Consider the following 25,020-nt stretch of genomic DNA (forward strand, 5'->3'; position numbering starts at 1 on the left):
TGGCGACATCGCGCCGACGCGAACACCGCCACAGGTCTTGTGAAAGACCGTGGCGAACCCGATAGTCGCGATGTTGCTGGCCGGAGATCCGACGATGCGCGTGCTGTTCGTGCTGCTGCTGTGGGCGCTGGTGCTCGTGCTGTGCTGGCCGGTCGCGCTGGCCGTGCTCGTGCTGTGGCCGATCCTGTGGCTGCTGTCGATTCCGTTCCGCATCGTCGGCGCGCTCATGGAGGCCATCCTCGCCTTCGTGAAGGCACTACTGTTCCTGCCGGCGCGCCTGCTCGGCCATCGTCCCGCGTGAAACGTCGCCCGGTGCATGCGCCGGGCCTCAGACGTCGCGCAACACCTCGCCGCTGACGCGATCGCGCCCATCGGCCTTGCTCTGGTAGAGCATCGCGTCGGCGACGCGCACGAGTTCGGCGATGCCGCCGTGGCTCTGACCCGCGCGCACCGAGGCGACGCCGATGCTGACCGTGACGACCACGTCGGTGTCACCGATGGTCAGCGTGCGCACCTCGCGGCGCAGGCGCTCGGCGAACGCGAGTGCGCCGTCATGGCTGACGCCGGGCAGGATCACCGCGAGCTCGTCGCCGCCGAAGCGGAACGCATGGTCGGTCGTGCGCACGCTCTCGCCGAGCACCGCGGCAACGTCGCGCAGCACGCGGTCGCCGGTCTGGTGGCCGTGCAGGTCGTTGATCGACTTGAAGCGGTCGATGTCGAACAGCATGAGGCTCATCGGCTGGCGCTGGCGCGTCGCCTGCTCGAGCAGTTCGCGGCTCAGCGTGTCGAACTCGCCACGGTTGAGCAGGCGCGTCACCGCATCGCGACGCGTCGCCTGGCGCAGCGCCTCGTAGCGCTGGCGGTAGGTCAGCGTGCCGAACAGCACGCCGAGCGACGGCTCGCGGTGGCTGTCGTGCAGGTCCGCCGGCGTGTCGAAGCAGCGCAGGTAGACGCCGATCATGAGCGCGTACAGCGCCGACGCGACCACCTTGCCCGCGAGTCCCGCGTAGCCGGCCTCGATCGGTACGCCGTAGAAGACGTGCAGCGCAGCGAAGAAGCCGACCTGGTCGAACACGAGCACCGAGGCCGCGGCGATCCACAGGCGCAGCTCGAGCGGCAGGCGCGGCACGCGCACGAGTGCCTCGTAGACCACGATGACGAGCAGGCAGTCGATGAAGAGCAGCACGCTGCCCCAGATCATGAGCAGGCCCATCTGGTCGAGCAGGCGCTGGTCGGCGGGCGCGCCTCCCGGTATCGGCGCGGGCAGGTGCTGGGCGACCAGCAGCACGAGCAACGCGGTCAGCAGGTTGCCGGCGAGCAGGCCGTAGATCGGCTGGTGCGCGACCTGCGCATCCTCGCGCACGTAGACGAGCAGCACGAACAGCAACTTGCCCGAGAACAGGATGACCGAGCCCGGCGAGAGCACGAAGCCCTCGGCGAGCTGCACGTAGAGATTCGCGGCGAGGTAGGTCTCGAGGAAGTGCAGGCTGCCGAGCGCGGTGAAGAACAGGCCGAGCCCGAACCGCGCACGCGCGCGGAACAGCAGCAGCATGCCTGCCGCATAGACGACCAGCTCGAGCAGCAGCAACGCGTACGCCTTCCCCATGGGCGCGAAGGATAGCCGACGCGCCGCGACCTGCGTGCGGCGGCGTACGGTCACGCGACGTCGCAGCGGGAGTGCGGGACACCCGCCGCGGGTCGGTCACGCACGAGGCTAGGGATCAGCGCGCGCGTCCGCGACGCACGCGCCGGCGCATCACCAGGGCAACGCCTCGTCGCGGTAGAAGTAACCGCCGCTCGGGCCGGCGTCGTCGATCAGCGCGAGGCGCACGCTGGTCGCCGCGCCGTCGGCGACCTCGAGCTCGCCGTTCTGCTCGTCGCCGTGCTTGTTCATGTCGGTGCGCACGTAGCCCGGATGGATCGTGTTGACCTTGACGGTCGAGCCACGCAGCTCGTGCGCGAGCTGCACGGTCCACGCGTTCACGGCGGTCTTGGACACATTGTAGGCCGGGATCTTGAAGTCGTAGATGAAGGACTCCGGATTCAGGTGCTCGCGGATCGAGCCGAGCAGGCTCGACACGTTGACGATGCGTGCCGACGGCGACGCGTGCAGCAGCGGCAGGAATGCGTTGGTCACGGCGATCAGGCCGAACACGTTGGTGTCGAACGTCGTGCGCCAGGTCGCCATCGTCTGCTGCGAAGGCTTCAGCGTGCCGTTGTCGATCGCGATGCCGGCGTTGTTGACGAGGATGTCGAGGCGGCCGTACTTCGCGCGCACCTGCTCGACGGCGGCGGCGATGCTGGCCTCGTCGGTGACGTCGAGCGCGATCGGCTCGACCGGCAGGCCGTCGGCCTTGAGTTCGGCGGCGGCCACGGCCGCGCGCGCGGGATCACGGCCGGCGAGCAGCACGTGCACGCCTTCGGCGGCGAGCTGGCGCACGGTCTCGAAGCCGATGCCGCGCGTGGCGCCGGTGACGAGGGCGATGCGGGAGGGAGCGTTCATCGTGGGGACCTCATGTCGATCGGGGGAGGGATCCGCGGACGACGTCGGCCGTCCACGGGTTCGAGTGTGGTCCGGAAGCGGCGCGCGGTCGCGCCGTTTCCGGACGTTTCAGGCGATCAGGCGTGCGCGACCGCGGTCGTGCCGTGGGCCGGGCCATGGGTGACCAGCGGGCGGTTGGCGAGCTTGCGCAGGGTCACGTAGAACACCGGCGTCAGCGCGAGACCGAACAGCGTCACGCCGAGCATGCCGGCGAACACGGTCACGCCCATGACGTGGCGCACCTCGGCACCCGCGCCCGTCGCGACCACCAGCGGCACGACGCCCGCGATGAACGCGATCGAGGTCATCACGATCGGACGCAGGCGCAGGCGGCTGGCCTCGAGCGCGGCCTCGACGATGCCCTTGCCCTGCATCTCGAGCTCGCGCGCGAACTCGACGATGAGGATCGCGTTCTTGCAGGCCAGGCCCATCAGCACGACCAGGCCGACCTGCACGAACACGTTGTTGTCGCCGCCGGTCAGCCATACGCCGAACAGCGCCGACAGCAGCGTCATCGGCACGATCAGGATCACCGCGAGCGGCAGCGTCCAGCTCTCGTAGAGCGCGGCGAGCACGAGGAACACGAGCAGCACGGCGAGCGGGAACACGATCGCCGCGGCGCCGCTCTGCGTGGTCTGCTGGTAGCTCAGGTCGCTCCACGCGATGCCCATGCCGCCCGGCAAGGCCTTGCCGGCCAGCGCCGTGACGGCCGCGAGCGCCTCGCCCGACGACAGCACGCGTGGATCGGCCTCACCGAGCAGGTCGGCCGCCGGATAGCCGTTGAAGCGGATCACCGGATCGGGGCCGTAGGTCTGGCGGATGTCGACCATCGAACCGACCGGCACCATCTCGCCCGCGGCGTTGCGCGTGCGCAGGTTGGCGATGTCGGAGACCTCGTCGCGGAACGGGCCGTCGGCCTGCGCGATGACCTGCCAGGTACGGCCGAACATGTTGAAGTCGTTGACGTAGGCCGAGCCAAGGTAGGTCTGCAGCGTGTCGAACAGCTCGGTCAGCGGTACGCCCTGCGCCTTGGCCTTGGCACGGTCGACCACCGCGTCGAGCTGCGGCACGTTGGCCTGGTAGCTCGAGATCGGGAAGCCGAGGCCCGGCGTCTGCGCGGCGGCGCCCTGGAACATCTGCACCGCGGCCTGCAGCTCGCCGTAACCCAGGCGCGTGCGGTCCTGCACGAACAGCGACCAGCCCGAGCCGTTGCCGAGGCCCTGGATCGGCGGCGGCATGAACGCGAACGTGAAACCTTCCTGGATCGTCGAGAACTTCGCGTTGAGCTCGGCCGTGATGTCGGCCGCGCTGCGCGAACGCGTCGCGAACGGATCGAGCGTGAAGAACACGACGCCGTTGTTCGGCGTGTTGGTGAACTGCAGCGGGTTGAGGCCCGGGAACGCGATCTCGCTGGCGACGCCGTCGACCTCGCCGGCGAGCGCGGCCATCTTCTTGAGCACGGCATCGGTGCGCTCGATCGAGGCGCCTTCCGGCATCTTCACGCCGGCGATCACGTAGAGCTTGTCCTGCACCGGGATGAAGCCGGCCGGCACGAGGTTGAACATGAACACCGCACCCGCGAGCAGGCCCGCGTAGATCGCGAACACGAAACCGCGGCGGCCGAGCGAACGCGACACCGTGCGCTCGTAACCGGCCGAGCTGCGGTTGAAGAAACGGTTGAACGGACGGAACACCCAGCCGAACAGGCGATCGATGATGCGCGAGGCACGGTCGCGGGGTGCGCCGTGGGCCTTGAGCAGCTTGGCCGCGAGCGCCGGCGACAGCGTCAGCGAGTTGATCGCCGAGATGACGGTCGAGATCGCGATCGTCACCGCGAACTGCTTGTAGAACTGGCCCGTCACGCCGGTCAGGAACGCCATCGGCACGAACACCGCGCACAGCACCAGCGCGATCGCGATGATCGGGCCCGACACCTCGCGCATCGCGAGATGCGCTGCCTCGAGCGGCGTGGCGCCGAGCTCGATGTGGCGCTCGACGTTCTCGACGACCACGATCGCGTCGTCGACGACGATGCCGATCGCGAGCACGAGGCCGAACAGGGTCAGCGTGTTGATCGAGTAGCCGAGCAGGTAGAGCACCGCGAACGTGCCGACCACCGACACCGGCACGGCCAGCAGCGGGATGATCGACGCGCGCCAGGTCTGCAGGAACAGGATCACCACGAGCACGACGAGCAGGGTCGCCTCGAGCAGCGTCGTGACGACCGACTTGATCGAATCACGCACGAAGATCGTGGTGTCGTAGATCGACTGGATCTGCACGCCGGGCGGCAGCGAGGGGCGCAGCTCCTCCATCTTGGCGACGACGCCGTCGCGGATGTCGAGCGCGTTCGCGCCGGGTGCCTGGAAGATGCCGATCGCGGCGGCGTTCTTGCCGTCGAGGCGCGCGCGCAGCGTGTAGTCGCCCGCGGCGAGCTCGATGCGCGCGACGTCGGCCAGGCGCACGATCTCGCCGTCCGCACCGGCCTTGAGCACGATGTCGCCGAACTCCTGCACGGTCTCGAGGCGGCCCTTGGCGTTGATCGGCAGCAGGAAGTCGCTCTTGTTCGGCATCGGCTCGGCACCGAGCTGGCCGGCCGAGACCTGCACGTTCTGCTCGCGCACGGCGCGCAGCACGTCGCCGGCGGTCATGCCGCGCGCGGCGACCTTGTCCGGATCCAGCCACAGGCGCATCGCGTAGTCGCCACCACCGAACAGCTGCGCGTCGCCGACGCCGGGGATCTTGGCGAGTTCGTCCTTGACGTGCAGGCGCATGTAGTTGCGCAGGTACAGCGAGTCGTAGCGGCCGTCGCTCGAGGTCAGGTGCACGACCATGAGGAACACCGGCGACTGCTTCTGCGTGGTCACGCCCTGGCGGCGCACGTCCTCGGGAAGGCGCGCCTGCGCCTGCGCCACGCGGTTCTGCACGCGCACGGCCGCGTCGTCGGCGTCAGTGCCGGGCTTGAACGTCACCGTGAGCTGCAGCACGCCGTCGGAGCCGGCGACGGACTTGATGTACATCATGTCCTCGACGCCGTTGATCGCCTCCTCGAGCGGCGTCGCCACGGTCTCGGCGATCACCTTGGGGTTGGCGCCCGGGTACACCGTGCGCACGACGACCGAGGGCGGCACGACCTCGGGGTATTCGCCGATCGGCAGCAGCGGCAACGCGATGAGGCCACCGGCGAAGATCAGGATCGACAGGACCGCCGCGAAGATCGGGCGGTCGACGAAGAAACGTGAGAAGTCCATGTCAGCGCGCACCCACCTGGGCGATGCCCTGGCCGGGCTCGTCCATCGGCACCGTCGTCGGCGCCACGGGCATGCCCGGCATGAACACCTTCTGCAGGCCGTTGACGAGGATCACGTCGCCCTCGGCGAGGCCTTCGTTGACCACGCGCAGGCCGTCGATGACCGCGCCGAGGCGCACGTCGCGGCGCTGCGCGGTGTTGTCGGCGCCGAGCACGAACACGTAGCGGCGGTCCTGGTCGGTCAGCACGGCGCGGTCGTTGACGAGCACGGCGCGGAACGCGTCGCCGCCGGCCAGCTGCACGCGTGCATAGAGTCCCGGCGTGAAGCGGCGCTCGGGGTTGGCGACGCGGGCACGCGCGCGGATCGTGCCGGCGCTGCGGTCGATCTCGTTGTCGAGGAAGCTCAGCTCGGCCACGTGCGGGTAGCCGCCGTCGTCGGCGAGGCCGAAGCGGATCGGCGTGCGTGCCTGGCCGTCGATCGCGCGCTCGCCGGCGCGCGCCTGCTGCTGGTAGCGCAGGAACGTCTGCTCGTCGCCCTCGAACGTCACGTAGACCGGATCGAGCGAGACCAGCGTGGCGAGCACGGTCGCGGTGGCACCGCCGCCGACGAGGTTGCCCGGCGTGACCAGCGCCTTGCCGACGCGGCCGTCGATCGGTGCGGTCACGCGCGTGAAGCCGAGGTCGAGGCGGGCCTGTTCGGCGGCGGCCTGCGCGGCGCGCACGTCGGCCTGGGCCTGGGCGGCCTCGGCTTCGCGCGTCTCGAGGTCGGTGCGCGCGATCGCGTTGGAGGTCATGAGGCGCTGCGCGCGTTCGAACTGGCTGCGCGCGAGGGCGAGCCGCGCCTTGGCGCGTTCGACGTCGGCCAGCGCGCGCTCGTGGGCGGCGTGGTACTCGCGCGCGTCGATCTCGAACAGCACGTCGCCCTTGCGCACCTCGGCCCCTTCGGCGAACAGCACGCGCTCGAGGTAGCCGGCAACACGCGGGCGGATCTCGACGCGGTCGACCGCCTCGATGCGGCCCGTGAACGCGTCCCAGGGCGTCACGTCCTTGGTGACGACGGCGGCCACGCTGACCGCGGGCGGCGGCGGCTGGGCCGGGGCTTCGGACCCGTCCGCGCCGGCACAGGCGGCGAGGGCGAGCGACAACGCGAGGATCGACACGCGCATCGCGGCGCGTGGCAGGCTGAGGGCAGGCATGGGTGGCTCCCGAAGAGGATGGTGCGTCGCCACACAAGCTGGGAGCGCCGGCCGCCCGACAACAGCCGTTCAGAATGGGATTGATTATCCCGGAGGCGGTCCAATGTCGAGGATCCGATCCGGCAGAATCCTACCCATGAACCACGATCTCAACGACACGCTGATCTTCGTCAAGGTGGTGGAGACCGGCGGCTTCATCAACGCCGCGCGCGCCCTCGGCGTGCCCAAGACCACGGTCAGCCGCAAGGTGCTCGCGCTCGAGCAGCGCCTCGGCGCGCGCCTGCTCAAGCGCACCACGCGGCGCATCGGCCTGACCGAGGCGGGCTCGGCCTATTACGAGCGCTGCCGCGGCATCGTCGGCGCGCTCAGCGAGGCCGAGGCCATGGTCAGCGAGTTGAACACCGCGCCACGCGGATGGCTGCGCATCAACCTGCCGTACTCGATGGCGCTCGACAGCATCGGCCCGATGCTCGACGGCTTCCTCGCGCGCTACCCGGACGTGCGCGTCGAACTCGTCGCCAGCGACGAACCGCTCGACCTCGTCGCCTCGGACATCGACCTCGCCCTGCGCATCGGCGCACTGCCCGATTCCACGCAGTCCGCGCGCCAGCTGTGCAAGTCGGGCTCGCATGTCTACGCGAGCCTCGACTACATCCGCCGCCACGGTGCGCCGTCCTCGCCGGACGACCTGCGCCACCACCGCGTGCTCGCGCTGACCACGCAGCGCCAGGGCAGCCGCTTCGGCTGGCACCTGCGCCCGGCCGATGCGAAGGGCGTCAACGGCTTCCGCGAATACGCGGTCGACGCGGTGCTCGTGAGCAGCGACGCCGAGACGCTGGTCGCGCCGCTGGTCGCCGGCGCCGGCCTCGCGATGCTGCCGGACGGCTATGTCGACGATCCGATCGCCGAAGGCCGCGTGCAGCGCGTGCTGCGCGACTGGGCCGGTCCGGTCACCGAGTTCAACGTGGTGTTCCCGCCGGGCCGCACGCCGCCGCCGAAGGCGCGTGCGTTCGTCGACTACCTCGTCGAGGAGCTGCGCCGCAATCCCTGCGTCGAGGTCTGCGCGCGTGCCGGCATGCCCAAGCCCGAGGACGAGGTGCGCCGCATCGCACCCGAGGCGTCGTTCGCGGCGTACTGACCGAAGCATCCGCGCGGCTCGTCGTCCGGCGGCGTCGATGCGACGGCGGCGACACGCCGCCCGCTAGACTGCCTCGACTCCACGCTCCGAGGGATCCGGCATGGCGAGGCACCGCAAGCGACGCTGGCTCGCGATCCCGATGGCGCTCGTGTATGCCGGCCTCGCCGTCGTGTTCGCATGGCCGGCGTTCGAGACGCTGCGCGCCTGGCGTGATCCCGCCCTCGGTGGACCCGAGCCTGCCTCGCAGGCATGGCGCTGGCATCGCGCGCTGACACCGGCGTACGCCGACTGGGCCGTCGAACGTCGCGTGTCGCGCGCGGCGACGACGCTCGGCCTCGACGACATCTCGGGCACCGAGTGGCCGCTGTTCGGCAGCGTCTATTACCTGCGCGCGACCGAGAACCTCGACCGCGCCTGGCAGCGCGCACCGCACGGCGAGCGTCCCGCCGACTACGCGCGTGCCGCGATCGACGCCGCCGCCGACCTGCTCGCCGATCCGCACCAGGCCGCATGGGTGAAGCTGCACTGGGGCGAAGACCACCTGCATCGCGAGAACGTGTTCTACCGCATGCTCGTCATCGACGGCCTCGCCACGCAGGCGCGCCTGCTCGGCCGCACGCCGCACGAGGCCTTGCTGCGCGACCAGGTCGGGAGTCTCGCCGCGGAACTCGATGCGGCACCGACCGGCCTGCTCGCCGACTACCCGCGCCAGACCTTCCCGGCCGATGTCGCCGCGGCATGGCATGCGATCCGCCGCGCCGACGCGGTACTCGGCAGCGACCACCGGGCCATGGCCGATCGCGCACTGCGTGGCTTCACCGGTGCGATGGCACCGACCGGCGACCTGCCGCCGTACGCGTGGTTCGGCGATCCGCCCGAACCGACTGCGGTGCGCGGCAGCGCGAGTGCATGGCTGCTGCACCACGCCCCGTTCCTGTGGCCGGACCAGGCCCGCACCTGGTTCGGCGCGCACACGCGCGGCTACTGGCAGCAGGGTCGCTGGCTCGCCGGCTATCGCGAATTCCCGCGCGGGCAAGGCGACGTGTTCTACATCGACGTCGACGCAGGCCCCGTGCTCGACGGACTCGGCACCTCGGCGACCGCGTTCGGCCTCGGCGCCGCACGCAGCATGGGCGCGCACGGCGAGGCACGCACACTCGGCCTGCTCGCGGTGGCGCTGTCGTGGCCGCTCCCGAACGGCCGCCTGCTCGGCCCGCGCCTCATGTCGGATCTTTCCGATGCGCCACTGCTCGGCGAGGCCGCGATGCTCTACAACCTCAGCCAGCCTGCGGCCGATGGCATGGGGCCCGTCCCGCAACAGGATCACGGCGCACCACCCTGGCTCGTCGCCGCACTCGCGGCCGTCCAGCTTCTGCTGACCGGCTTCCTCATCGTGCTCGCCGCGCGGGCACTGCCGCGCATCCGCCGAAGCTGACCGTGGCGGCGCGCCGGGGGTTTCCGACGCGATCCTGCGTACAGGGCGGGGCACATCCCACAATCAGGAGGTGGATCGTGTCCTCAAGAACCTTGTGGCTCGCCGGTGCGAGCCTGCTCGCGGGCCTGTGCCCGCTGTCGCCCGCCGAGGCTGCCGAAGGGCCGAGCGGCGCCTCGATCGTCGAGATCACGCCCGATCCCGCTGCTCCGGGACGCTTCTACGCACAGGCCTCGAACGCCACTTACGCGACCGCCGACCACGGCGCGACGTGGTCGCGGTTGCGCGGCGGTCTTCCCGCGCCGCAACCGAACGGACCGCGCATCCCGCCGACCTGGATCGCCGACGGCACGTCGCTGCACGCAGCTGACGCGGGTTGCCGCTGGCTCTACCGGTCGACGGACCACGGCCATTCGTGGTCGATGTCCGGAGCGTTGCCCGTCGGCGGTTGCGTCGCCGGACTCACGCGCACCGCCGGCGCGAACGCGCGATTCCTCGTCTCGAATGGCCCGGATGTCCATGCCAGCCTCGACGGCACCGCGTTCACGTCGGTGGCGACCTCGCTTCCGTCCGGCACGGTACTCACGGTCCAGGCCAATCCTTTCGACGACGGCGTGGCCTTCCTCGTCAAGCAAGGTTCCGACGGCAGCGTCGATCTTTACCGCAGCGACGACGACGGTGCGCAGTGGTCGGCGGTGGCCCTCTCGCCCGAACCGATGTTCGATCCGAATGTCGTGGTACGGCTCGTATTCGGACCGCAGGGGCGCATCTACTACTTCCCGCGCCGCGACGCCGGCTTCCGCAGCGATGACGGTGGCCTGACGTGGTCGGTCTTCCCACAGGGCGCGGTCGCGGCAGCCGTGCACCCTCTCGACCCCGATACCGTCTACCTCATCGACCACGCCAATAAACTGCTCGTGACCGAGGATGGCGGCGCGACGTTCTCGCATGTGTATCCCTCGCACCTCATCGTCGCCGGACCCGGCGGCCCGGCGCGGATGACGTCGATCGCGATAGACCCGCTTGGCGGAGGTCACAACCTGATCATCGGTACGGCGGAGGCCGGCCTGTTCAAGCGCTACTGGGCAACATGGTCGCGCGTGGAGGGAAACTTCGTTTCGGAGATCCGCCCTGTCGCCTTCCATCCGCACCAGCCCGGCCACCTGCTGGCAGGCTCCCAGCAGCAGACGGGCATCTTCCGCGGCGTGGTCGGCCAGGGCTTCGCCGAAGCCTCCAGCGCTCCGCGCTCATCGATCGTCCGGGCGCTGGCGTTCGATCCGACGGTGACCGACCCCGCGACCACGACCGTGTATGCAGGGGGCAGGAGAGCCTTCCCGATTCCGGGTGAGCCCTTCGCCACGATGGACATGTGGAAGAGCAACGACGGCGGCGTCACCTGGAACGACACCGGTTACGCCTACATCGGCGTCGTGCGCGACATCGCACTGGATCGCCGTTCGTGCATGACGCCGCCGCCCGGCCTGGCGCCTTGCACGCAAGGTCCGCTGCAGACGATCTACGCGACGTCGACGGGAAGAACCGGTGGCACGGCCTCGCATCGGATCATCAAATCGCAGGATGCCGGCGCGACCTGGATCGACATCGACACGCTGCCGCGCACGGCATCGGCGGCCAGCGAGAACATCGAGCCGATACCGATCACGATCGACCCGTTCGACTCGCAGACCCTTTACGTCGGCACCCTTTGGCAACCGGACGCGACGCCAACGCCGACACTCGCCAACGGCATCTTCCGCAGCACCGACGGTGGTACGACCTGGGCATTGCGCTCGAACGGCTTGCCGCTCATGCCCGGCACGTCCGACACGCATCATTCGGTGTTCGCGATCGCCGCCGATCCGTCGTCGCCGTCACGCCTCTGGGCCGCGGTGTCACCGAATCCGTCGTGGTACGAAGCAGGCGCCGTCGTCTACCGCAGCCTCGACGGCGGCGCGAACTGGGCGTTGTCGAACAAGGGCATCACGGCCGGCGACGTCCGCGCCTTCGCACTCGATCCGACCACGCCGTCCACGATCTATGCAGCAGCCGCGGGAAGGCCCGATGAACCGGGCGGCGTGTACCGCTCGACCGACTCGGGCACGACGTGGCGCTCGATCAGCGCAGGGCTCGGCGATGCCGGGGCCAGCATCGCCGTCGATCCCGGCGATCCGACGTTGCTCGCCACCGGTACGCAGCACGGCGTGAAGCTGCTGCGCCTCGCGCCGGATGCGGACGGCGACGGCGTGCCCGATGCAGTCGAGCAGTCCGGGCCCGGACAGGGTGACGCCAACGGCGACGGCATCCCCGATGCCGGTCAGGCGCACGTCGCCTCGATCGACGCGGCCAGCACGCTCGGTCGCTGGCTGCCGGAAGGCGGCGCGATCGACAGCTTCGATCCCGCGCGCATCGTGATCGACGTCGAACCGGACACGGCGGGCACGTGCTCGCAGCTCGTCGATGCGCAGGTCGTGCATCCTCGCGAACGCCTGGTCGATACCGATGCGGGAGCGGCCTACCTGCACGACACACCGCTGCTGCGCTTCGAGATCCTCGACTGCCCGGGCGCGAACGTCGTCGTGAGCTGGCCCGGCACCCCGTTCGCCACCGCCGCGACATGGCGTTTCCATGGTCCTTCGATGCCGGGCGATTCGCGCATCGGCTGGCACGACTTCACCGCGCAGGCGACCCGCCTCGGCCCCTCGCGCTGGCGCCTGCGCCTGGATCGCGGCGCCTTCGGCAGCTACCGTCCCGCCGGCACCGGGTCGATCCTGTTCGAAGGCCGCCCGGCGACACCGGACCGCATCTTCACGGCCGGCTTCGATCTTTCGCCGTGAAGACGGCGCCGCGCCACGCGAGCCGTGGCGCGGCGTCCGGCGGACATCAACCGCGTCGACCCGCGTGCTGCCATCCGACGCACAGCAGGCAGGTGATCAGCAGCACGCTGTACTCGACGCCGTTGCGGCCTAGGCCGACCACGAACCAGCCCGCCGGCGCGTGCACGAGCACGATGCCCGTCGCGTAGATCGCGGCATAGACCAGCGTCAGCGGCAACACGAGGAACCGTCCCCACGCGAGCAGCAGCGTGCCGAGGATCTCGAACGCCGTGATGCCCACGGCGATCGCCATGCCGAACGGAAAGCCCAGGCCGTCGAGCCAGCTGCCGAACGGCGTCACCGCATCGGACCACCAGCGCGCCCAGCCGTGCGCGGCGATGAGACCGGCGAGCACGAGGCGCAGCAACGTCCATCCCCATGCACTGCGCCGCGCGGCATCGAATCGTGGAAGGCGTGTCGCCATGGCCATGTGCCTCGAGGACCGGGAGCTGCATCATGCATGGGTTCCCTGCATGGGGTCAGGTTCATTTCTTTCGCCAACAGATGGGGTCAGGTTCATTTTCCGGCGACCATGTCGCGACCGGCACGACTCACGGGAAAATGAACCTGACCCCATTCGACCTCATCGCGCCGCGTCGTCGGCGATGCGCAGCAGATCCTCGACCTTAATGAACCTCATGTCCGGCCCGAGCGCCGCCAGCGATTCGATCGTGGCGTAACCCCAGGCGACTGCGCCGAACGCGACGCCGGCCTTGCGCGAACATTCGAAATCGGATGCCTGGTCGCCGATGCTGATCGCCTCGTGCGCGGCGACACCGGACGCGCGCAGCACCTTCCTGATGCGTGCTGCCTTGCCGAACATCGACATGCCGCATTCGACATGGCGCACGCGCGCCGCACTCGGCCCGAGCACGGCTTCGACGTTGTCGCGCGCGTTCGACGACACGACCGCGATCGCCACACCGCGCCGATCCAGCTCCACAAGCACGTCGGCGATGCCTCCGAACAGACGGATCGACGAACGTCCTGCCCGCATCGCGGCGATGAAATCCCTTGCGACGATCGGCAGCTTCCAGGCCGGCATGCCGACATGCGCCATGATCTCGCGCGGTCCCATGCCGCGCAGCGTCGCCACGTCGGCGGCATCGACCGTGCGGAAACCGTGCCGTGCCGCGAGTCCGTTGAATGTCGCGGCGAAGAACGGGAACGAGTCGGCGAGCGTGCCGTCGAAGTCGAACAGGACGAGTCGGTAGCGCATGTGAAGGAGTGCCTGGGGAGCGTCGCCGCCCGGAGTGGTCACGACTCCCGACGGAAGCCGGCGCGGAAACCCGTCAGCATCTCCGGGCCGGTCGTCGACCTCGGCATCCTGGTCCCGTCATCGGGGCGAGCAGTCGAGGTCGAACTCCGGACGGTGTGGTCCGCGTCAGTTCTCGTCCCAGTAGCGCTGCGCCTTCGCGCGATCCCAGGGAGCGAGCACCGCGCTTTCGATCTCGACACGCTCGAGCGCCGGAAACGCCTTGCGGAACATCGCGACGTCGTGCTCGTACGCATCGCTGATCACGATGTCGAACGTGCCCGTCGACGCACCGGCGATGGCCTGGTCGATCAGCGGGATCACCGCACCGGCACGGAACTCGCCATCCCGGCGTTCGCGGACGACGGCCTCGGCCGAGCCGAGGTAGTGGACGCCACGATCGAAACGCGGCACCTCTGCATGCATCGGGACGAAGTAGTAACCGTGGATCGGGAAGGCGCTGCCCTGGGCGAAGAAGCCGCGCAGGCCGACCGGGACCTGCTCGCCCGTGAAGCGGACGAGGTAGGTCGTCTTGCCGCCTTCTTCGACCGGCTTGACGACACCCTTCGGATCCATGCGCAGCGCGAACCACTCCGGCTTGGCACGGCCGTCTTCCTTCGTGAGGATCACGTTGAGGACACGTGGCTGCCAGCGCGGCTTGTGGTCGTTGCGCAGCACGACGGACATCAGGTACAGCGGCCTGGCCTGATCCACCGCAGGTGCCTTGTCGGCCAGCGGCATGAACGGAACGGTCGCACAGCCGCCGAGCAGGAGCAGGGCGAGAGCGAGAGCGGGCAGCAACAGTCGGCGCATCGTGGAGTCCTTGATCGTCGTGGGTTCGGCGAAGGAGACGTGGTGTCCTCGACGCGCGCGCACGGCGGGCCACGCCTCCGCGCAACCACCTCACGACGACCGGATCAGGATGCCGAAATGTCTCGCCCCCACGAGGCATGCCGGTGGACTCCGCGCGTGTCTCCCCTGTCCGCGGTGCCCGTCCGCGATGGTGCCTCTTCGGAATGCACAACGCCAGTCGTCCGTGTCGATGGACCATCGACGCGCACAGGCATGCGCTCAGGTCGCCGCGTACGGCACCACGGACGACGCGTTCACTCGGCCACGAGCGTCATCGTGATCGGTGCATCATCGCGCCGCACGGTCAGCGTCACGCGCTGGCCACGATCGAGGCCGCCGAGCGTGGAGAAGAAATTGCGCGCCGAACTGCCTGCGAGCGGCTTGCCCTCGAGCGCTTCGAGCACGTCGCCGACCTGCATGCCCGCGCGCTCCGCGGCCGAACCCGCTGCCACGTCGACGACGGCGACCCGCTTGAGCGCGGCATCGAGGGTCGTGCGGTCGGCCTTGAAGTCGACCGTGAAGCCGAGTTTGCCGCCGCCCGCGTGCGCAACCGCGCAGAAGGTCGATGCGAGGACGAAAGCAAGGGTCGCGAGACGGATCATGGTCGGCGCTCGGTCGGGCAGGTCGCCATGCTCGCGCGAAGCGTCACGCGGAACCGCGGTGGACGTCGCCGTTCGCGGTGGAGGTCCAACGTCAACGCACCTTCTTGAGCACGACGCCGTCGACGGTCATCGTCCACGCGCCGTCGACCTGTCGCGGTGGCACGTTCACGACGAAGCGCGTCTCGACGTTCATGACGCCGACGAAGAAGTCGTCGCCCTCGTAGGCCTTGATCGGTGCGTCGATCGACGTGCGGCCGCCGTTGCGCTCGCGACGGTAGACCACGCGCCCTTCCTGCCGGATCGCGAGCTGCATGCCCTCGCCGCGCCATTCGCCGACATAGGCCAGCTTCTCGGGCGGCACGGGCTGCGCGCACGCGGCGAGCGCGAGGATCGCGGCGAGTGCGAACGCGCGCCATGCGCCTTGGAAGCTTCGCGCCACGCGCCGTCCTGCCACACCGCACCGGGTCGCCGTGACGACGGCGGGACTCGCGTCATCGCGCATCGAACGCATGCCCACCGTCATCGCGCACCTCGCGACGTCGAGGCGATCGCCCACATGCGCGCCGTGGGCCGGATGTCCTCGTCGTAACCGCCGGTCACGAGCGCACCGCCGCCAGGCAACGCCGTCACCACGCTGAACGCGCGGCGGGCACCGAGATCGCCCGCCACGGGCACGAAGGCCGACGTGCCGGGCGTCCAGCGTTCGACATCGTTCGCGTCGCCGGCGATGAGCACGTCGCCGTTCGCGAGCACCGCCGCCGCGCCTGCGATCTTGTAGCGCGCATCGTGCAGCGCGGGACCGGGCGTGAACACGCCGCGCTCCGGATCGTAAATCTCCGTCGTCGCGAGACGACGCCGGTCGTCGCCGTCGGAGGATCCGGCCAGCACGAGCACGCGGCCATCGTGCAGGCGCAGCGCGGCGAGCTTGGCGCGCGCTTCGCGCAGCGATCCGGTCGGCACGAACCGGCGTGTCACGGGGTCGTAGCGCTCGGCCGATGCGGTCGCCTCGCCACGCCCGATCAGTCCGCCGACGACGAGCACGCTGCCGTCGGCCAGCGTCACCGCAGCGTGATGCGCGCGCGCAACCCGCATGTTGGCGGCGGCCTGCATCGTGCGCGTCGACGGATCGAAGGCCTCGACCACCGCAGTCGGCCGGTTCGTCGCGGTCGCGCCGCCCGTCACGAGCACGCGGCCGTCGGCGAGGGTCGCCACCGCGGCGTCCATGCGCGGCATCGCCATCGGTGCGACGCGCGTGAAACCTCGCGTCGAGGCGTCGTAGACCTCGACGCTGGCCGTGGTCGCGCTGCCGGTCCAGCCGCCCGCGACGACCACGCCTCCGTCCGGAAGCGCCGCGGCCACGTGCGACACGCGCGCCTGGTGCATCGCGCCGACCGTGCCGCGCGACGCACCGGTCGCATCGAGCCGCTCGGCGGACGCCTGGATCGATTCGCAACTCGCCGTCGCGCATCCGCCCGTCACGAGGATGTAGCCATCGGACAACGGCGTCGCCTGATGGCCGGCGCGCGCCACGTGCATCGCACCAACCTCGCGCACGACGAACTCGGGCGATGGCGCGGCCTGTGCAGTGGTGGCACACGAAGCGAGGACGACGAACAGCAGGCGGCGTGTCATGTCGGCTTCCTTGCGCTGGGGTTGGACCGACTCTACTCCTTGCGCGGCGCGCGCAGCAGTGCGTGGCTCTCGACCGCGTCCGCCGCCCGACGTAGACCATGCATCAGTCCGCGAACCACGACGACCTAGCTCGCACCGCCCGGGGCGATGGTGCACCCGTCGATCACGCCGCGCGTGTGTGTCGCCTCGACGACGCGCTTGTTCGCGATGTCGACGCGCCCCGCCATGAGCAGGCGCATGTCGCGAATCAGGTACGCCGAGAGCACGTCGTCGGCGATCGCCTCGCCCTCGATGTCGAGGCGGAAATCGTGCGCGGACAGCCGACTGCCGTCGGTGAGGTGGACGGCGACATCGAGAACAACGCGACGGTCGGCCGTGACGGGAAACACGTGCAGGCAGGTCGTCGGTAGACCGTGCGCATCACTGCGGCGGTGGATCCGCGGCAGGACGGTTGCGTCCATCGTGCGCGACGATCGGCACGAGGTACGCGTATGCCAGGGCAACCGGCACCGTCGCGAGTACGCCGCCACTCATGAACGCCGCAAGGAAGACCCAAGCTGTCGTCGAGCCGATCATCGCCACCGTGTGGAAGGCCCCGAGTGCGAACGCGATGGTCCCGAGCACGAAGACGAGCGTGGCGGACCAGGGTGCGACACCCACGCCCTGCGCGCAGTGCAGGCAGCGCCTGCGCTTCACCGGACCCGTGGCGATCTTGGTCCAAGCGCTCATGCAGGCCTGCCCGCAGTACGGGCAGCGAAGCATGCGTGGAACCGACGATGCAGCGCCGCTCACTCCCACGCTCCGAGACGCGCAATCGGCGAGTACGCGGCCCACACGACGAACAGGAACACCGCGAGCGACAACGGCAAGCCCGCGGCCAGCGTCGCGCGACCGTGTTCCTCGCGCTTCGGCCACAGGAACCACGCCAGCAGGCAGGCGAACGGCAGCAGCGCGATCGCGACGTGACCGCGCAGCAGGAGCTTCGTCTGCCAGGGCAGCGGCATATCGAACCCACGGTAGACGTCGGCGAACTGCGGCACCGCGAGCAGCACGATCGTCGCGACGATCAGCGGTGCAAGCAGACCGAGCAGCAGGTAGCCTCGCTCGCTCATGCGTCAGCTACCCGTGACGTACCTGTGCTGCGACGATCGGCGCCACGCCTTCGAATCTCGATGACGGCCGCATGGATGGCGTCATGTCTTTCGCGCGTTTCGATCACGTGGAACTCCCTGTGCCGTGCGTCCGAGGCTCGCATCGTCGGAGGACTGCGGCGGTGAATCAAGCACCTGCACCGCTGCGATCACGCGATAACGAGGCCATGCACATCGTGGCGCGTCAGAGCGTCAGGCCCATGATGTCGTCGTCGTAGAACCGATGGCCGACGTTGAACGTGCGCGTGCCGACCTTGCGGAAGCCCATGCGTGCGTAGAAGCCTATCGCAGCCTCGTTGCGTGCGTAGACGCCGAGCAGCACGCGCCGTGCACCACGTTCGCGCGCGGCGTCGATCGCCTGTTGCGCCATGCGCTTGCCGAGGCCACCGCCGTGGAACCGACTCAGCAGGTAGATGCGCTTGATCTCGAGGTCGCCTTCGGCGAGGTCGTCCAGCGGAAGCTGCGCGGGCGCGAGCACGATGAAGCCGACCGGCGCGCCGTGTGGCGCTTCGGCGAGCCAGAGCCGGCAGTCGTCGCGTGCGAGCCAGTCGCGGTAGGTCTCCACCGCGTGCGAGCGCGCGCAATGCGCGACGATGTCGGCGCCGTCGAGGATGCCCGCGAACGTCTCGAGGAACGTCGCGCGGCCGACGAGCGCGAGCGCCTCCTCGTCGCCAGGAACGCAGGGCCTGATCGAAACCTCGTCGCGTACCGTCGTCATGCCTCGTCACCTTTGAAAGGACGACCTCGGACATGCCCGCATCGCCATCGGTTCCCAAAGCCGCTGGCTGAGGACGGCACCGTCACGGCGACGGCGCGCGATCACCCTGGTACCAAGCCTCGAGCCCACCGCCGTCGTACGTCGTGAAGCTCGCGCGCGTCGGGTTGTCGCCATCGAACCTCAGGAAGCACGACATCCCGGCCGGTGTCGGCGTCGTCGCGTAACGCACCCTCAGCACCGGGAAGCGGTCCGGACTGCAGTGCTCGAGCCAGGCTTCGCCCTCGACACGGCGACTGCCGATCGTGCGCACGAGCACGAAGGCGTCGGCGCCGGTCTCGATCGCGAGTGTCCCGGCGTAGGGCTGGTGCGTGGTCGCGTGGCGACCGATCACCGCGTAGTGGCCGGTCAGTCCGGGCGGCTCGTCTTGGCCGAACGCGAGACGCGTGCAGTACGGCTCGGCCTGTGCAGCCGTGCCGGCCATGCACGCCATACCGAGACATGCCGCACGCCACCGCCGCGCGAGGCTGGCGCTGGGCGTCGTACCGACCGGTGCATACCCGCTACGCGTCGAGCCTTTCATGGCTCGTGCACCTCGATCGAGGCGCGCCCGGAGGCAGCCTCGAAGAACAGGTTGATGCCTTGCACGCCGCTGGAACCGCTCGGCAGGGCCTGCCGCCCGATCGAGCCCGACGGTGCGTTCACCTCGCGGAACGCGTGGCCGGCGAGCAGCCGCTGCACGTCGTCCGGCGTCGTGCGCAGCAGGCACTCCGTCACCGGCAGTCCATCCGGATTGTCCTGCGCGCGGCAGGTCTCGACGATCGTCGTCTCGGGCAACGTGCCGATGCCCAGGCGCGTCGCCACGTAGTCGCGATCGCGCTTGGCCGCATGGCCTTTCCATCCGATGCCGGCCGCCGCGGTCAGCGCAGCGATCACGATCACGCGGGCTTTCATGACATCACCGCTGGAAGCATGGGGTCAGGTTCATTTTTTAGGAGAGTTCACTCGATGACGTCGCTGGCACGGAAAAATGAACCTGACCCCATGCCGTCGTCACGGCGAGGCCGGACGTTCGACGCGGCTGATCGTGCCCCCGGACACCGCGAACAGGTTGTCGGGTCCATTCGTCACGACGTAGATCCTCTTGCCGACCCACAGGCTCCAGAACACGTGCACGTCCGTCGGCAGCGGATCGAGCAGGTGCGACACCATCAGCGCCGCGACATCCTTGCGGTCCTCGAGCTGGAGGCAGGTCTTCGTGTACGGACGCACCACGGCGTCGCCCGAGCGGATGTCGACGTCGACACGGTACGACCCGCCGATCGGCACGACGCCCTTCTTCGTCGTGGCCGGCAGGAGATGGACGGTCCATTGGCCGGCCCCAGCATCCTTCGGCAGCACGACGGTGTTGTACTGCTCGGTGCACGGCTGGAACGACGTGCGCTTGGCGATCGATCGCGCTTCGGCCGCCTCGGCCTCGAACGTCGTGAGTGGCTCGGGTGACTTGGGAGACGAGGTCTTCTCGATCACATTGCCGCCCGCATCGACACGGACGTGATGGAAGGCCGCAAGCGGCTGGCCCTTGTCGCGTCCGAAGAACGTCACCTGGATGCCGTCGGCCTGCGCCTCGGTGATCCAACCCTCCATCCGCTTGTCGCGCTTGAAGCCACGGACCTTGGCCAGTGCATCGGTCGCCACACTCGCAGCCTGGTCATGCCGATACAGCAGGACGCCCGTCTGCTCGGCCATCCGCAGTGCGGCGTCTTCCTGCGCCGGTTCGAGCGGAGGAGGAGGAACCGTATCCGCCACCGACGCGGTGGACAGCGAAAGGAGTACGAGGATCGCGGGCGTCCGGAGCATGCAGGTCTTCCGTGGCTCGGGTTGAGTGAATGAGGATCGGTGCAGGTGACGGCTCGACCACGTGATGGCGATGCTACAACCCGTCCTCGCGCGGCGATCGCCACGCCGTGTACTTGTCGTCCAGGACGGCGCGTGTCTGGTCGTCGACGAAGACATCCATGCCGCCAGCATAAGGGCAGAAGACATTCCCGCTGAACGGCGATGCGACGCACACCGGGGCATCCTCATCCTGGACGGCGACGCGGCGGACAATGCCGTCGAAGGCCTCGAAGGGCCAGGTCTCGACAGCGGCCGTTACCCGGTAGAGCATGTCCTGCTCGCGCGGCATCGCGTCGGGATCGGCTCGCAGCACGACATACGGCGGATCCGCATCGAACGTCCAACCCGGCAAGGCATCGGTGTCCGACTGCCAGCCCGACCGGTAGATCACGACGTCCTCGCCAAGCAGGAAGACATCCTTCGCGACCGCGAAGGCGCGACGGACGACCTCCTGCATATCGCCCTCGTCACGCGGGTATTGCCGGGAATCCGGCAACGAGTGGAAGCGGATCCAGCGGGCCGGATCGTGCCGACGGAGGACGTACCCGACCGGTGCGAGCTCGCCGTGCTTCATCGTCCACCACGTCAATCCCTGCGTCATCTGCGTGCGCTCCTCGAGGATCCGAGCGTCGACATCCGGCCCCGAGCCCCAGGTGTGCGCTGCGCGACCGCGCGCATGTGCGGTGAGGAACTCCCTCGCCAGACCTTGCGCCTCGCGCGGCTGCGGCGCCCTCCGGCAACCGTCCTGCGACCACAGTTCGTGGCAGACCTGCCAGCGCTTCGCGAGCACCATCCATCGCCAGACGAGGATGTGCTCGTGGAACGCATCCCAGTGTGACGCGAGCTCACGCTGACGCGCCGGCTGCTCGTCTGCCGGGAAGGCGAGGTATGCCGACAGGATCGCACCCCAGACCGTGCTCGGCACGACGAGCGAACCCGCCGCCACGATCGCCGAGAGCAGCACGCCTGCGCCGCCGAGGATCATCGCAGCCAGCATGCGACCGTGCATGGTCAGGAAGAATGCCGTGGCAAGCGCGAGCACGACGAGCACGGCGCAGGTGAACGTCCAGCCCTTGAAGAGCAGCGTGACGTCCGCAGCGATGCTCGTCAGCAGGCTCATGCCCGGTCATCCTCCCTGATGCATCGCGTACGGCATGATCGTTTCCCTCGAGCACGCTCACCACAGTGCGGTCCTGTACTTCTCGAGCCGTGCGGTGACCACGGCATCGACGCCCGACATCCACACGCCATTCAAGAGTCACCGGAACGCCGGGTCCCGGCGTGCGAGGACATCGATCGCCTCGACCATCGCAGGTCCGTGCGCCACGAGCAGATTCTCGAGCGGGCTCGCGGCGAGCACCTGGAAGCGCGTGTCGGCCGGATCGGCGGGAATCAGGGTCAGCACCACGAGGATCGCCTCGAGGCACAGCGTCGGATGCTCCTCTGGCACATCGGAGTCGAGATCGGGCGCATCGCTGTCTTCCTGGAGCGCGATCGGTGTCGACCACTTCTCGACCCAGCGGGTCGCGATGGCATGGGCCGTGTTCCCGTCCATGCATGACCTCGCATCGGTGCTGTCCGGTGGCAGCAGTTTGAGACCTCAATCGCCTGCCACGAAGAACGTCGCGCGCCAGCTGCCGCCGTGCCGCACGAAGCGGATGCGATGGTCGATCGGGCTGCGCACGAAGCGGCGATCGACGTAGCCGACGCGACCTTCCGCGAGCTTGACCGCGGTCCAGCCCTCCGGAGCCTCGTTCGGTGCGGTCTCGAGGATCGCGAAGTCGAGCGTGTCGAGGATCGCGCCTTCGGCATGCGGGTGCTCGCGGACACGCACGCCGGTGCCGATCACGGCCACGTGGTCGAACACGTCCTTGTCCGCGGGCCATCGCGTAAACACGTAGGGCGCCGTGAAGCTTCCGTCGGCGTCGAACGTACCGCCGAGCGCGAGCACCGTCGCGAGCGTCTCCCACAGCGCCGAGTCCACAGCATCGGGCGTCCACACGCGCCTGAAGCCCTCGGGACCGCTGTCGCCGCCGAACGTGAGCACCACATCCTTGTCGAGCACCGCCATCACGGCCGCAGTGTCGCGTCTCGCCACCGCAGCCTGCAGCCGCGCGCGGAACGCGAAGAACCCGGGTACCGACGCCGCTTCGTCGACCGGCACGAGCCTGTCCCTCGACCAGCCCGCGATCGGCCAGGCGAGCACGGCGACGGCGATGCACGCCACCCAGCCGATACGCAGGCCGGCACCCCGCGCGCTCATGCCGGCACCCCGAGCATCGCCAGCACCTCGCGTACCTCGGCGAGCTGCGTGGCATCTCCGGGGCTGGGCTTCTGCAGCCTCGCATGCGGTTCCTTCTCGTGCACGATGCGGCCGTCGCGCGTGATGTACTCGGGCAGCGCGAACAGTCTCTCGGCCTCGCGAAGCCAGCGCGCGGCATCCGCCGTGCGACCGGCCTTGAGCAGCAGGTAGCCACAGGTCGCCGAGCGGAAGGCCTCGCCGTACGCGGTACCGTGCGATCCGATGCGCGCCTCCTCGATCGGATTCACGCGCAGGTACTCGGCCGCGATCGCATCCCAGCTGCCGAGCGCATCGAACCACGGACGCGCGATCGCACGGTGCTGCGCCAGCACACGCGGGGCGCTGTCCTCGACCTCGCGCTTCGTCGCGCGGTCGAAACCCCCCGTGTCGTCGACATCGCGCAGCCGGAAACCCAGCAACATGCCGCAATCGGTGATCTTCTCCGGCGTGGCCACCGGACAGAGATCGGGCACGGCGATGCCGACGTTGACGTAGAAGAACTCGACGCCCGAACTGGCCTGCAGGCCGAACACCTCGTGCCACCCACCCGCCAGACGCGAGTAGCTGATGCCCGAATGCTGCTCGTAGCCGAGCTCGCGGGCCACGTCACGGAAGCAGCGCTTCGCGACGGCACTGAAACTCGAGTAGTCGAAGGTGGTCATGGCGTGTCCTTTCGTTCCAGACCTGTCACGCGGGCCCGTGGCGAAGCCGGGCGTTCACGACCGCGCACAGCCGTCCGGCTTCACGATCCGTTCCTCGGAAGGCGGGTACTTCGCCACGAGATGCGGCGGGCGGATCGGCCGCTCGACGAGGTTGCCGCCACAGTTCGGGCAGGTTCGCGCGAGCACGCCGTCCGCGCAATCCCGGCAGAACGTGCATTCGAACGAACAGATCGCCGCGTCGGCCTCGGGCGGCACGTCCTTGCCACAGCATTCGCAGTTCGGGCGCAACGCGAGCATGGCGTGATTCCGATACCAGGGAACGATGGTGTCACGGGTGGCGGATCATGGCCGATGATGAAGGCACGCATGGAGTTCACGCATGGGGTCAGAGTCATTTTTCCATGGGGCGCTCGGGTCCTTCGAATCGGCGCGGAGGAAAAATGACTCTGACCCCATGCCTTCACCCCACACAGCCGGACGCTACTCCCGCGGTCCGCGACGGCGCGGGTGGCGGGCGTAGTCCACGATGAAGGCCGCGACCACGCCGGTGCCGAAGCAGGCCAAGTGCAGGACGCCCGTCGGAACGACACCGAACACAGGATTGGATGGACTCAGCGGCATCAACGGCCTCGCGTCCGCATGCATGATGCCGTCGAGCACCACATGCGAATAGGCGCCGAGGGCCGCGCCGACAAGCACCTGCCGCACGGTCAGCGCGCGCCACCGGAACAGGTCCGGCAACCAGACCTTCGCCGCAAACCACCGCGCCGCGAGGAAGAGCAGCAGCGTCGCTCTGACGACGAGCGTCGCGCCCACGAAGGTGTGGAAGAACGCGTGCAGGGGATCGCGTCGCTGCACGAGGTTGACCAGCGTCTCGATGTCGATGAGCACGTTGGCCCCGCAGAACGCGATGAAGCTGACGTGCCTCGGCGCGATCGCGTGCAACAGAGCACCGGGGCCGAAGTGGAACGGGGTGAACGGCATGTGGTGCGCTCCATGGCCCGCGGCAGCGGATCGTCCGCGCACGGTCGACAGCAACGCGGATCACGCCTCAACGCAGGATCTTCTCCATGGCCTTTCCCTTGGCGAGCTCGTCGACGAGCTTGTCGAGCCAGCGGATCTTCTGCATGAGCGGATCGTCGACGTCCTCGACGCGCACCCCGCAGACCACGCCCTTGATCAGCGACGCGTGCGGATGCAACGCCGGTGCCTCGGCGAAGAACGTCTCGATGTCCTTGTCCTGCGCGATCTGCCTCTCGAGTCCGGCCTGGTCGTAACCGGTCAGCCAGCGGATGACCTCGTCGACCTCCTCCTTCGTGCGGCCCTTGCGCTCGGCCTTCTGCACGTACATCGGATGGAGCTTCGCGAACGCGGTCCTGAAGATGCGGTGGCCTGTCATCGTGTCCTCGCGGGGTCCGATCTCGAATGACGTCGACTATGCCCCCGCGAACGATCATGTGGAAGCCGACGTGATCGCAGTCACTCCGATTGCCTCAAGCCACCGATGCACGGGGAGCTT

General features: G+C 69.2%; 28 protein-coding genes. 4 read left to right on the top strand and 24 right to left on the bottom strand.

Annotated features, from left to right (window positions below):
- The first annotated feature begins 70 nt into the window (after positions 1-70).
- On the top strand, positions 71-301 hold the full coding sequence (locus ACQQ2N_RS05890) for a hypothetical protein (protein ID WP_440224759.1): 231 nt from the start codon (positions 71-73) through the stop codon (positions 299-301).
- 27 nt (positions 302-328) lie between these two features.
- Here ACQQ2N_RS05890 and ACQQ2N_RS05895 read toward each other — a convergent pair whose 3' ends face one another.
- The 4 genes from ACQQ2N_RS05895 to ACQQ2N_RS05910 form a co-directional block, all read right to left on the bottom strand.
- Positions 329-1,606, bottom strand: a complete 1,278-nt coding sequence (locus ACQQ2N_RS05895; RefSeq protein WP_440224760.1) for a diguanylate cyclase — start codon at positions 1,604-1,606, stop codon at positions 329-331.
- 150 nt (positions 1,607-1,756) lie between these two features.
- Positions 1,757-2,503 (bottom strand): SDR family oxidoreductase, encoded by a 747-nt coding sequence (locus ACQQ2N_RS05900; protein WP_440224761.1) that lies wholly within the window; start codon positions 2,501-2,503, stop codon positions 1,757-1,759.
- Positions 2,504-2,619: 116 nt separating this feature from the next.
- Positions 2,620-5,793, bottom strand: coding sequence for an efflux RND transporter permease subunit (locus tag ACQQ2N_RS05905; RefSeq protein WP_440224762.1), 3,174 nt, complete (start codon positions 5,791-5,793; stop codon positions 2,620-2,622).
- Between the two features lies 1 nt (position 5,794).
- Positions 5,795-6,988: an efflux RND transporter periplasmic adaptor subunit gene (locus ACQQ2N_RS05910; RefSeq protein WP_440224763.1), complete on the bottom strand. Its 1,194-nt coding sequence runs from the start codon at positions 6,986-6,988 to the stop codon at positions 5,795-5,797.
- Between the two features lie 136 nt (positions 6,989-7,124).
- On the opposite strand from ACQQ2N_RS05910, the gene ACQQ2N_RS05915 reads away from it, so the two are divergent.
- From ACQQ2N_RS05915 to ACQQ2N_RS05925, 3 genes are all read left to right on the top strand, one after another.
- Entirely contained in the window at positions 7,125-8,126 is a 1,002-nt protein-coding gene (locus ACQQ2N_RS05915; protein WP_440224765.1) for a LysR family transcriptional regulator, read from the top strand.
- Between the two features lie 100 nt (positions 8,127-8,226).
- Complete coding sequence (locus ACQQ2N_RS05920) at positions 8,227-9,561, top strand: hypothetical protein (RefSeq protein WP_440224766.1); 1,335 nt, start codon at positions 8,227-8,229, stop codon at positions 9,559-9,561.
- A 77-nt stretch (positions 9,562-9,638) separates the two neighbouring features.
- A complete protein-coding gene (locus tag ACQQ2N_RS05925; protein ID WP_440224768.1) occupies positions 9,639-12,392 on the top strand; it encodes a hypothetical protein in 2,754 nt (917 codons plus the stop codon).
- A 46-nt stretch (positions 12,393-12,438) separates the two neighbouring features.
- On the opposite strand, the gene ACQQ2N_RS05930 is transcribed toward ACQQ2N_RS05925, so the two are convergent.
- The 20 genes from ACQQ2N_RS05930 to ACQQ2N_RS06025 all read right to left on the bottom strand — a co-directional run bounded on the left by ACQQ2N_RS05930 (position 12,439) and on the right by ACQQ2N_RS06025 (position 24,900).
- The gene (locus ACQQ2N_RS05930) at positions 12,439-12,855 is read right to left on the bottom strand and encodes a DoxX family protein (RefSeq protein WP_440224769.1); all 417 of its coding nucleotides are present in this window, start codon (positions 12,853-12,855) and stop codon (positions 12,439-12,441) included.
- A gap of 159 nt (positions 12,856-13,014) precedes the next feature.
- Positions 13,015-13,650, bottom strand: a complete 636-nt coding sequence (locus ACQQ2N_RS05935) for an HAD hydrolase-like protein (protein WP_440224770.1) — start codon at positions 13,648-13,650, stop codon at positions 13,015-13,017.
- A 165-nt stretch (positions 13,651-13,815) separates the two neighbouring features.
- Positions 13,816-14,499, bottom strand: coding sequence for a hypothetical protein (locus ACQQ2N_RS05940; protein ID WP_440224771.1), 684 nt, complete (start codon positions 14,497-14,499; stop codon positions 13,816-13,818).
- A gap of 293 nt (positions 14,500-14,792) precedes the next feature.
- Positions 14,793-15,140 carry a PDZ domain-containing protein gene (locus ACQQ2N_RS05945; protein ID WP_440224772.1) on the bottom strand — a complete coding sequence of 116 codons (348 nt, stop codon included), beginning with the start codon at positions 15,138-15,140 and terminating at the stop codon, positions 14,793-14,795.
- Positions 15,141-15,231: 91 nt separating this feature from the next.
- Positions 15,232-15,579 carry a hypothetical protein gene (locus ACQQ2N_RS05950; protein ID WP_440224773.1) on the bottom strand — a complete coding sequence of 116 codons (348 nt, stop codon included), beginning with the start codon at positions 15,577-15,579 and terminating at the stop codon, positions 15,232-15,234.
- Between the two features lie 80 nt (positions 15,580-15,659).
- A complete protein-coding gene (locus ACQQ2N_RS05955; RefSeq protein WP_440224774.1) occupies positions 15,660-16,772 on the bottom strand; it encodes a Kelch repeat-containing protein in 1,113 nt (370 codons plus the stop codon).
- A gap of 125 nt (positions 16,773-16,897) precedes the next feature.
- Positions 16,898-17,233, bottom strand: coding sequence for a hypothetical protein (locus tag ACQQ2N_RS05960; RefSeq protein WP_440224775.1), 336 nt, complete (start codon positions 17,231-17,233; stop codon positions 16,898-16,900).
- On the bottom strand, positions 17,193-17,501 hold the full coding sequence (locus ACQQ2N_RS05965; RefSeq protein ID WP_440224777.1) for a hypothetical protein: 309 nt from the start codon (positions 17,499-17,501) through the stop codon (positions 17,193-17,195). The genes ACQQ2N_RS05960 and ACQQ2N_RS05965 overlap by 41 nt, the downstream gene beginning before the upstream one ends.
- Before the next feature lie 59 nt (positions 17,502-17,560).
- On the bottom strand, positions 17,561-17,884 hold the full coding sequence (locus ACQQ2N_RS05970; protein ID WP_440224778.1) for a hypothetical protein: 324 nt from the start codon (positions 17,882-17,884) through the stop codon (positions 17,561-17,563).
- A 223-nt stretch (positions 17,885-18,107) separates the two neighbouring features.
- Positions 18,108-18,641, bottom strand: a complete 534-nt coding sequence (locus tag ACQQ2N_RS05975; protein ID WP_440224779.1) for an N-acetyltransferase family protein — start codon at positions 18,639-18,641, stop codon at positions 18,108-18,110.
- An 82-nt stretch (positions 18,642-18,723) separates the two neighbouring features.
- Positions 18,724-19,122, bottom strand: a complete 399-nt coding sequence (locus tag ACQQ2N_RS05980) for a hypothetical protein (protein ID WP_440224780.1) — start codon at positions 19,120-19,122, stop codon at positions 18,724-18,726.
- A 95-nt stretch (positions 19,123-19,217) separates the two neighbouring features.
- On the bottom strand, positions 19,218-19,592 hold the full coding sequence (locus ACQQ2N_RS05985; RefSeq protein WP_440224781.1) for a hypothetical protein: 375 nt from the start codon (positions 19,590-19,592) through the stop codon (positions 19,218-19,220).
- A gap of 99 nt (positions 19,593-19,691) precedes the next feature.
- Positions 19,692-20,498 (bottom strand): hypothetical protein, encoded by an 807-nt coding sequence (locus tag ACQQ2N_RS05990; protein ID WP_440224782.1) that lies wholly within the window; start codon positions 20,496-20,498, stop codon positions 19,692-19,694.
- Positions 20,499-20,571: 73 nt separating this feature from the next.
- The gene (locus tag ACQQ2N_RS05995) at positions 20,572-21,657 is read right to left on the bottom strand and encodes a DUF3885 domain-containing protein (RefSeq protein WP_440224784.1); all 1,086 of its coding nucleotides are present in this window, start codon (positions 21,655-21,657) and stop codon (positions 20,572-20,574) included.
- Between the two features lie 138 nt (positions 21,658-21,795).
- Positions 21,796-22,092: a DUF6869 domain-containing protein gene (locus ACQQ2N_RS06000; protein WP_440224785.1), complete on the bottom strand. Its 297-nt coding sequence runs from the start codon at positions 22,090-22,092 to the stop codon at positions 21,796-21,798.
- Between the two features lie 45 nt (positions 22,093-22,137).
- The gene (locus ACQQ2N_RS06005) at positions 22,138-22,800 is read right to left on the bottom strand and encodes a hypothetical protein (RefSeq protein ID WP_440224786.1); all 663 of its coding nucleotides are present in this window, start codon (positions 22,798-22,800) and stop codon (positions 22,138-22,140) included.
- Positions 22,797-23,501, bottom strand: coding sequence for a DUF4304 domain-containing protein (locus tag ACQQ2N_RS06010; protein WP_440224787.1), 705 nt, complete (start codon positions 23,499-23,501; stop codon positions 22,797-22,799). The genes ACQQ2N_RS06005 and ACQQ2N_RS06010 overlap by 4 nt, the downstream gene beginning before the upstream one ends.
- A 54-nt stretch (positions 23,502-23,555) precedes the next feature.
- A complete protein-coding gene (locus ACQQ2N_RS06015; RefSeq protein WP_440224788.1) occupies positions 23,556-23,798 on the bottom strand; it encodes a DUF1272 domain-containing protein in 243 nt (80 codons plus the stop codon).
- 183 nt (positions 23,799-23,981) lie between these two features.
- Positions 23,982-24,485, bottom strand: a complete 504-nt coding sequence (locus ACQQ2N_RS06020; RefSeq protein WP_440224789.1) for a hypothetical protein — start codon at positions 24,483-24,485, stop codon at positions 23,982-23,984.
- 67 nt (positions 24,486-24,552) lie between these two features.
- Positions 24,553-24,900: a DUF2200 domain-containing protein gene (locus tag ACQQ2N_RS06025; protein ID WP_440224790.1), complete on the bottom strand. Its 348-nt coding sequence runs from the start codon at positions 24,898-24,900 to the stop codon at positions 24,553-24,555.
- Positions 24,901-25,020 lie beyond the last annotated feature (120 nt).

This window comes from Dokdonella aquatica, assembly GCF_051987395.1.
GTDB lineage: Bacteria > Pseudomonadota > Gammaproteobacteria > Xanthomonadales > Rhodanobacteraceae > Dokdonella.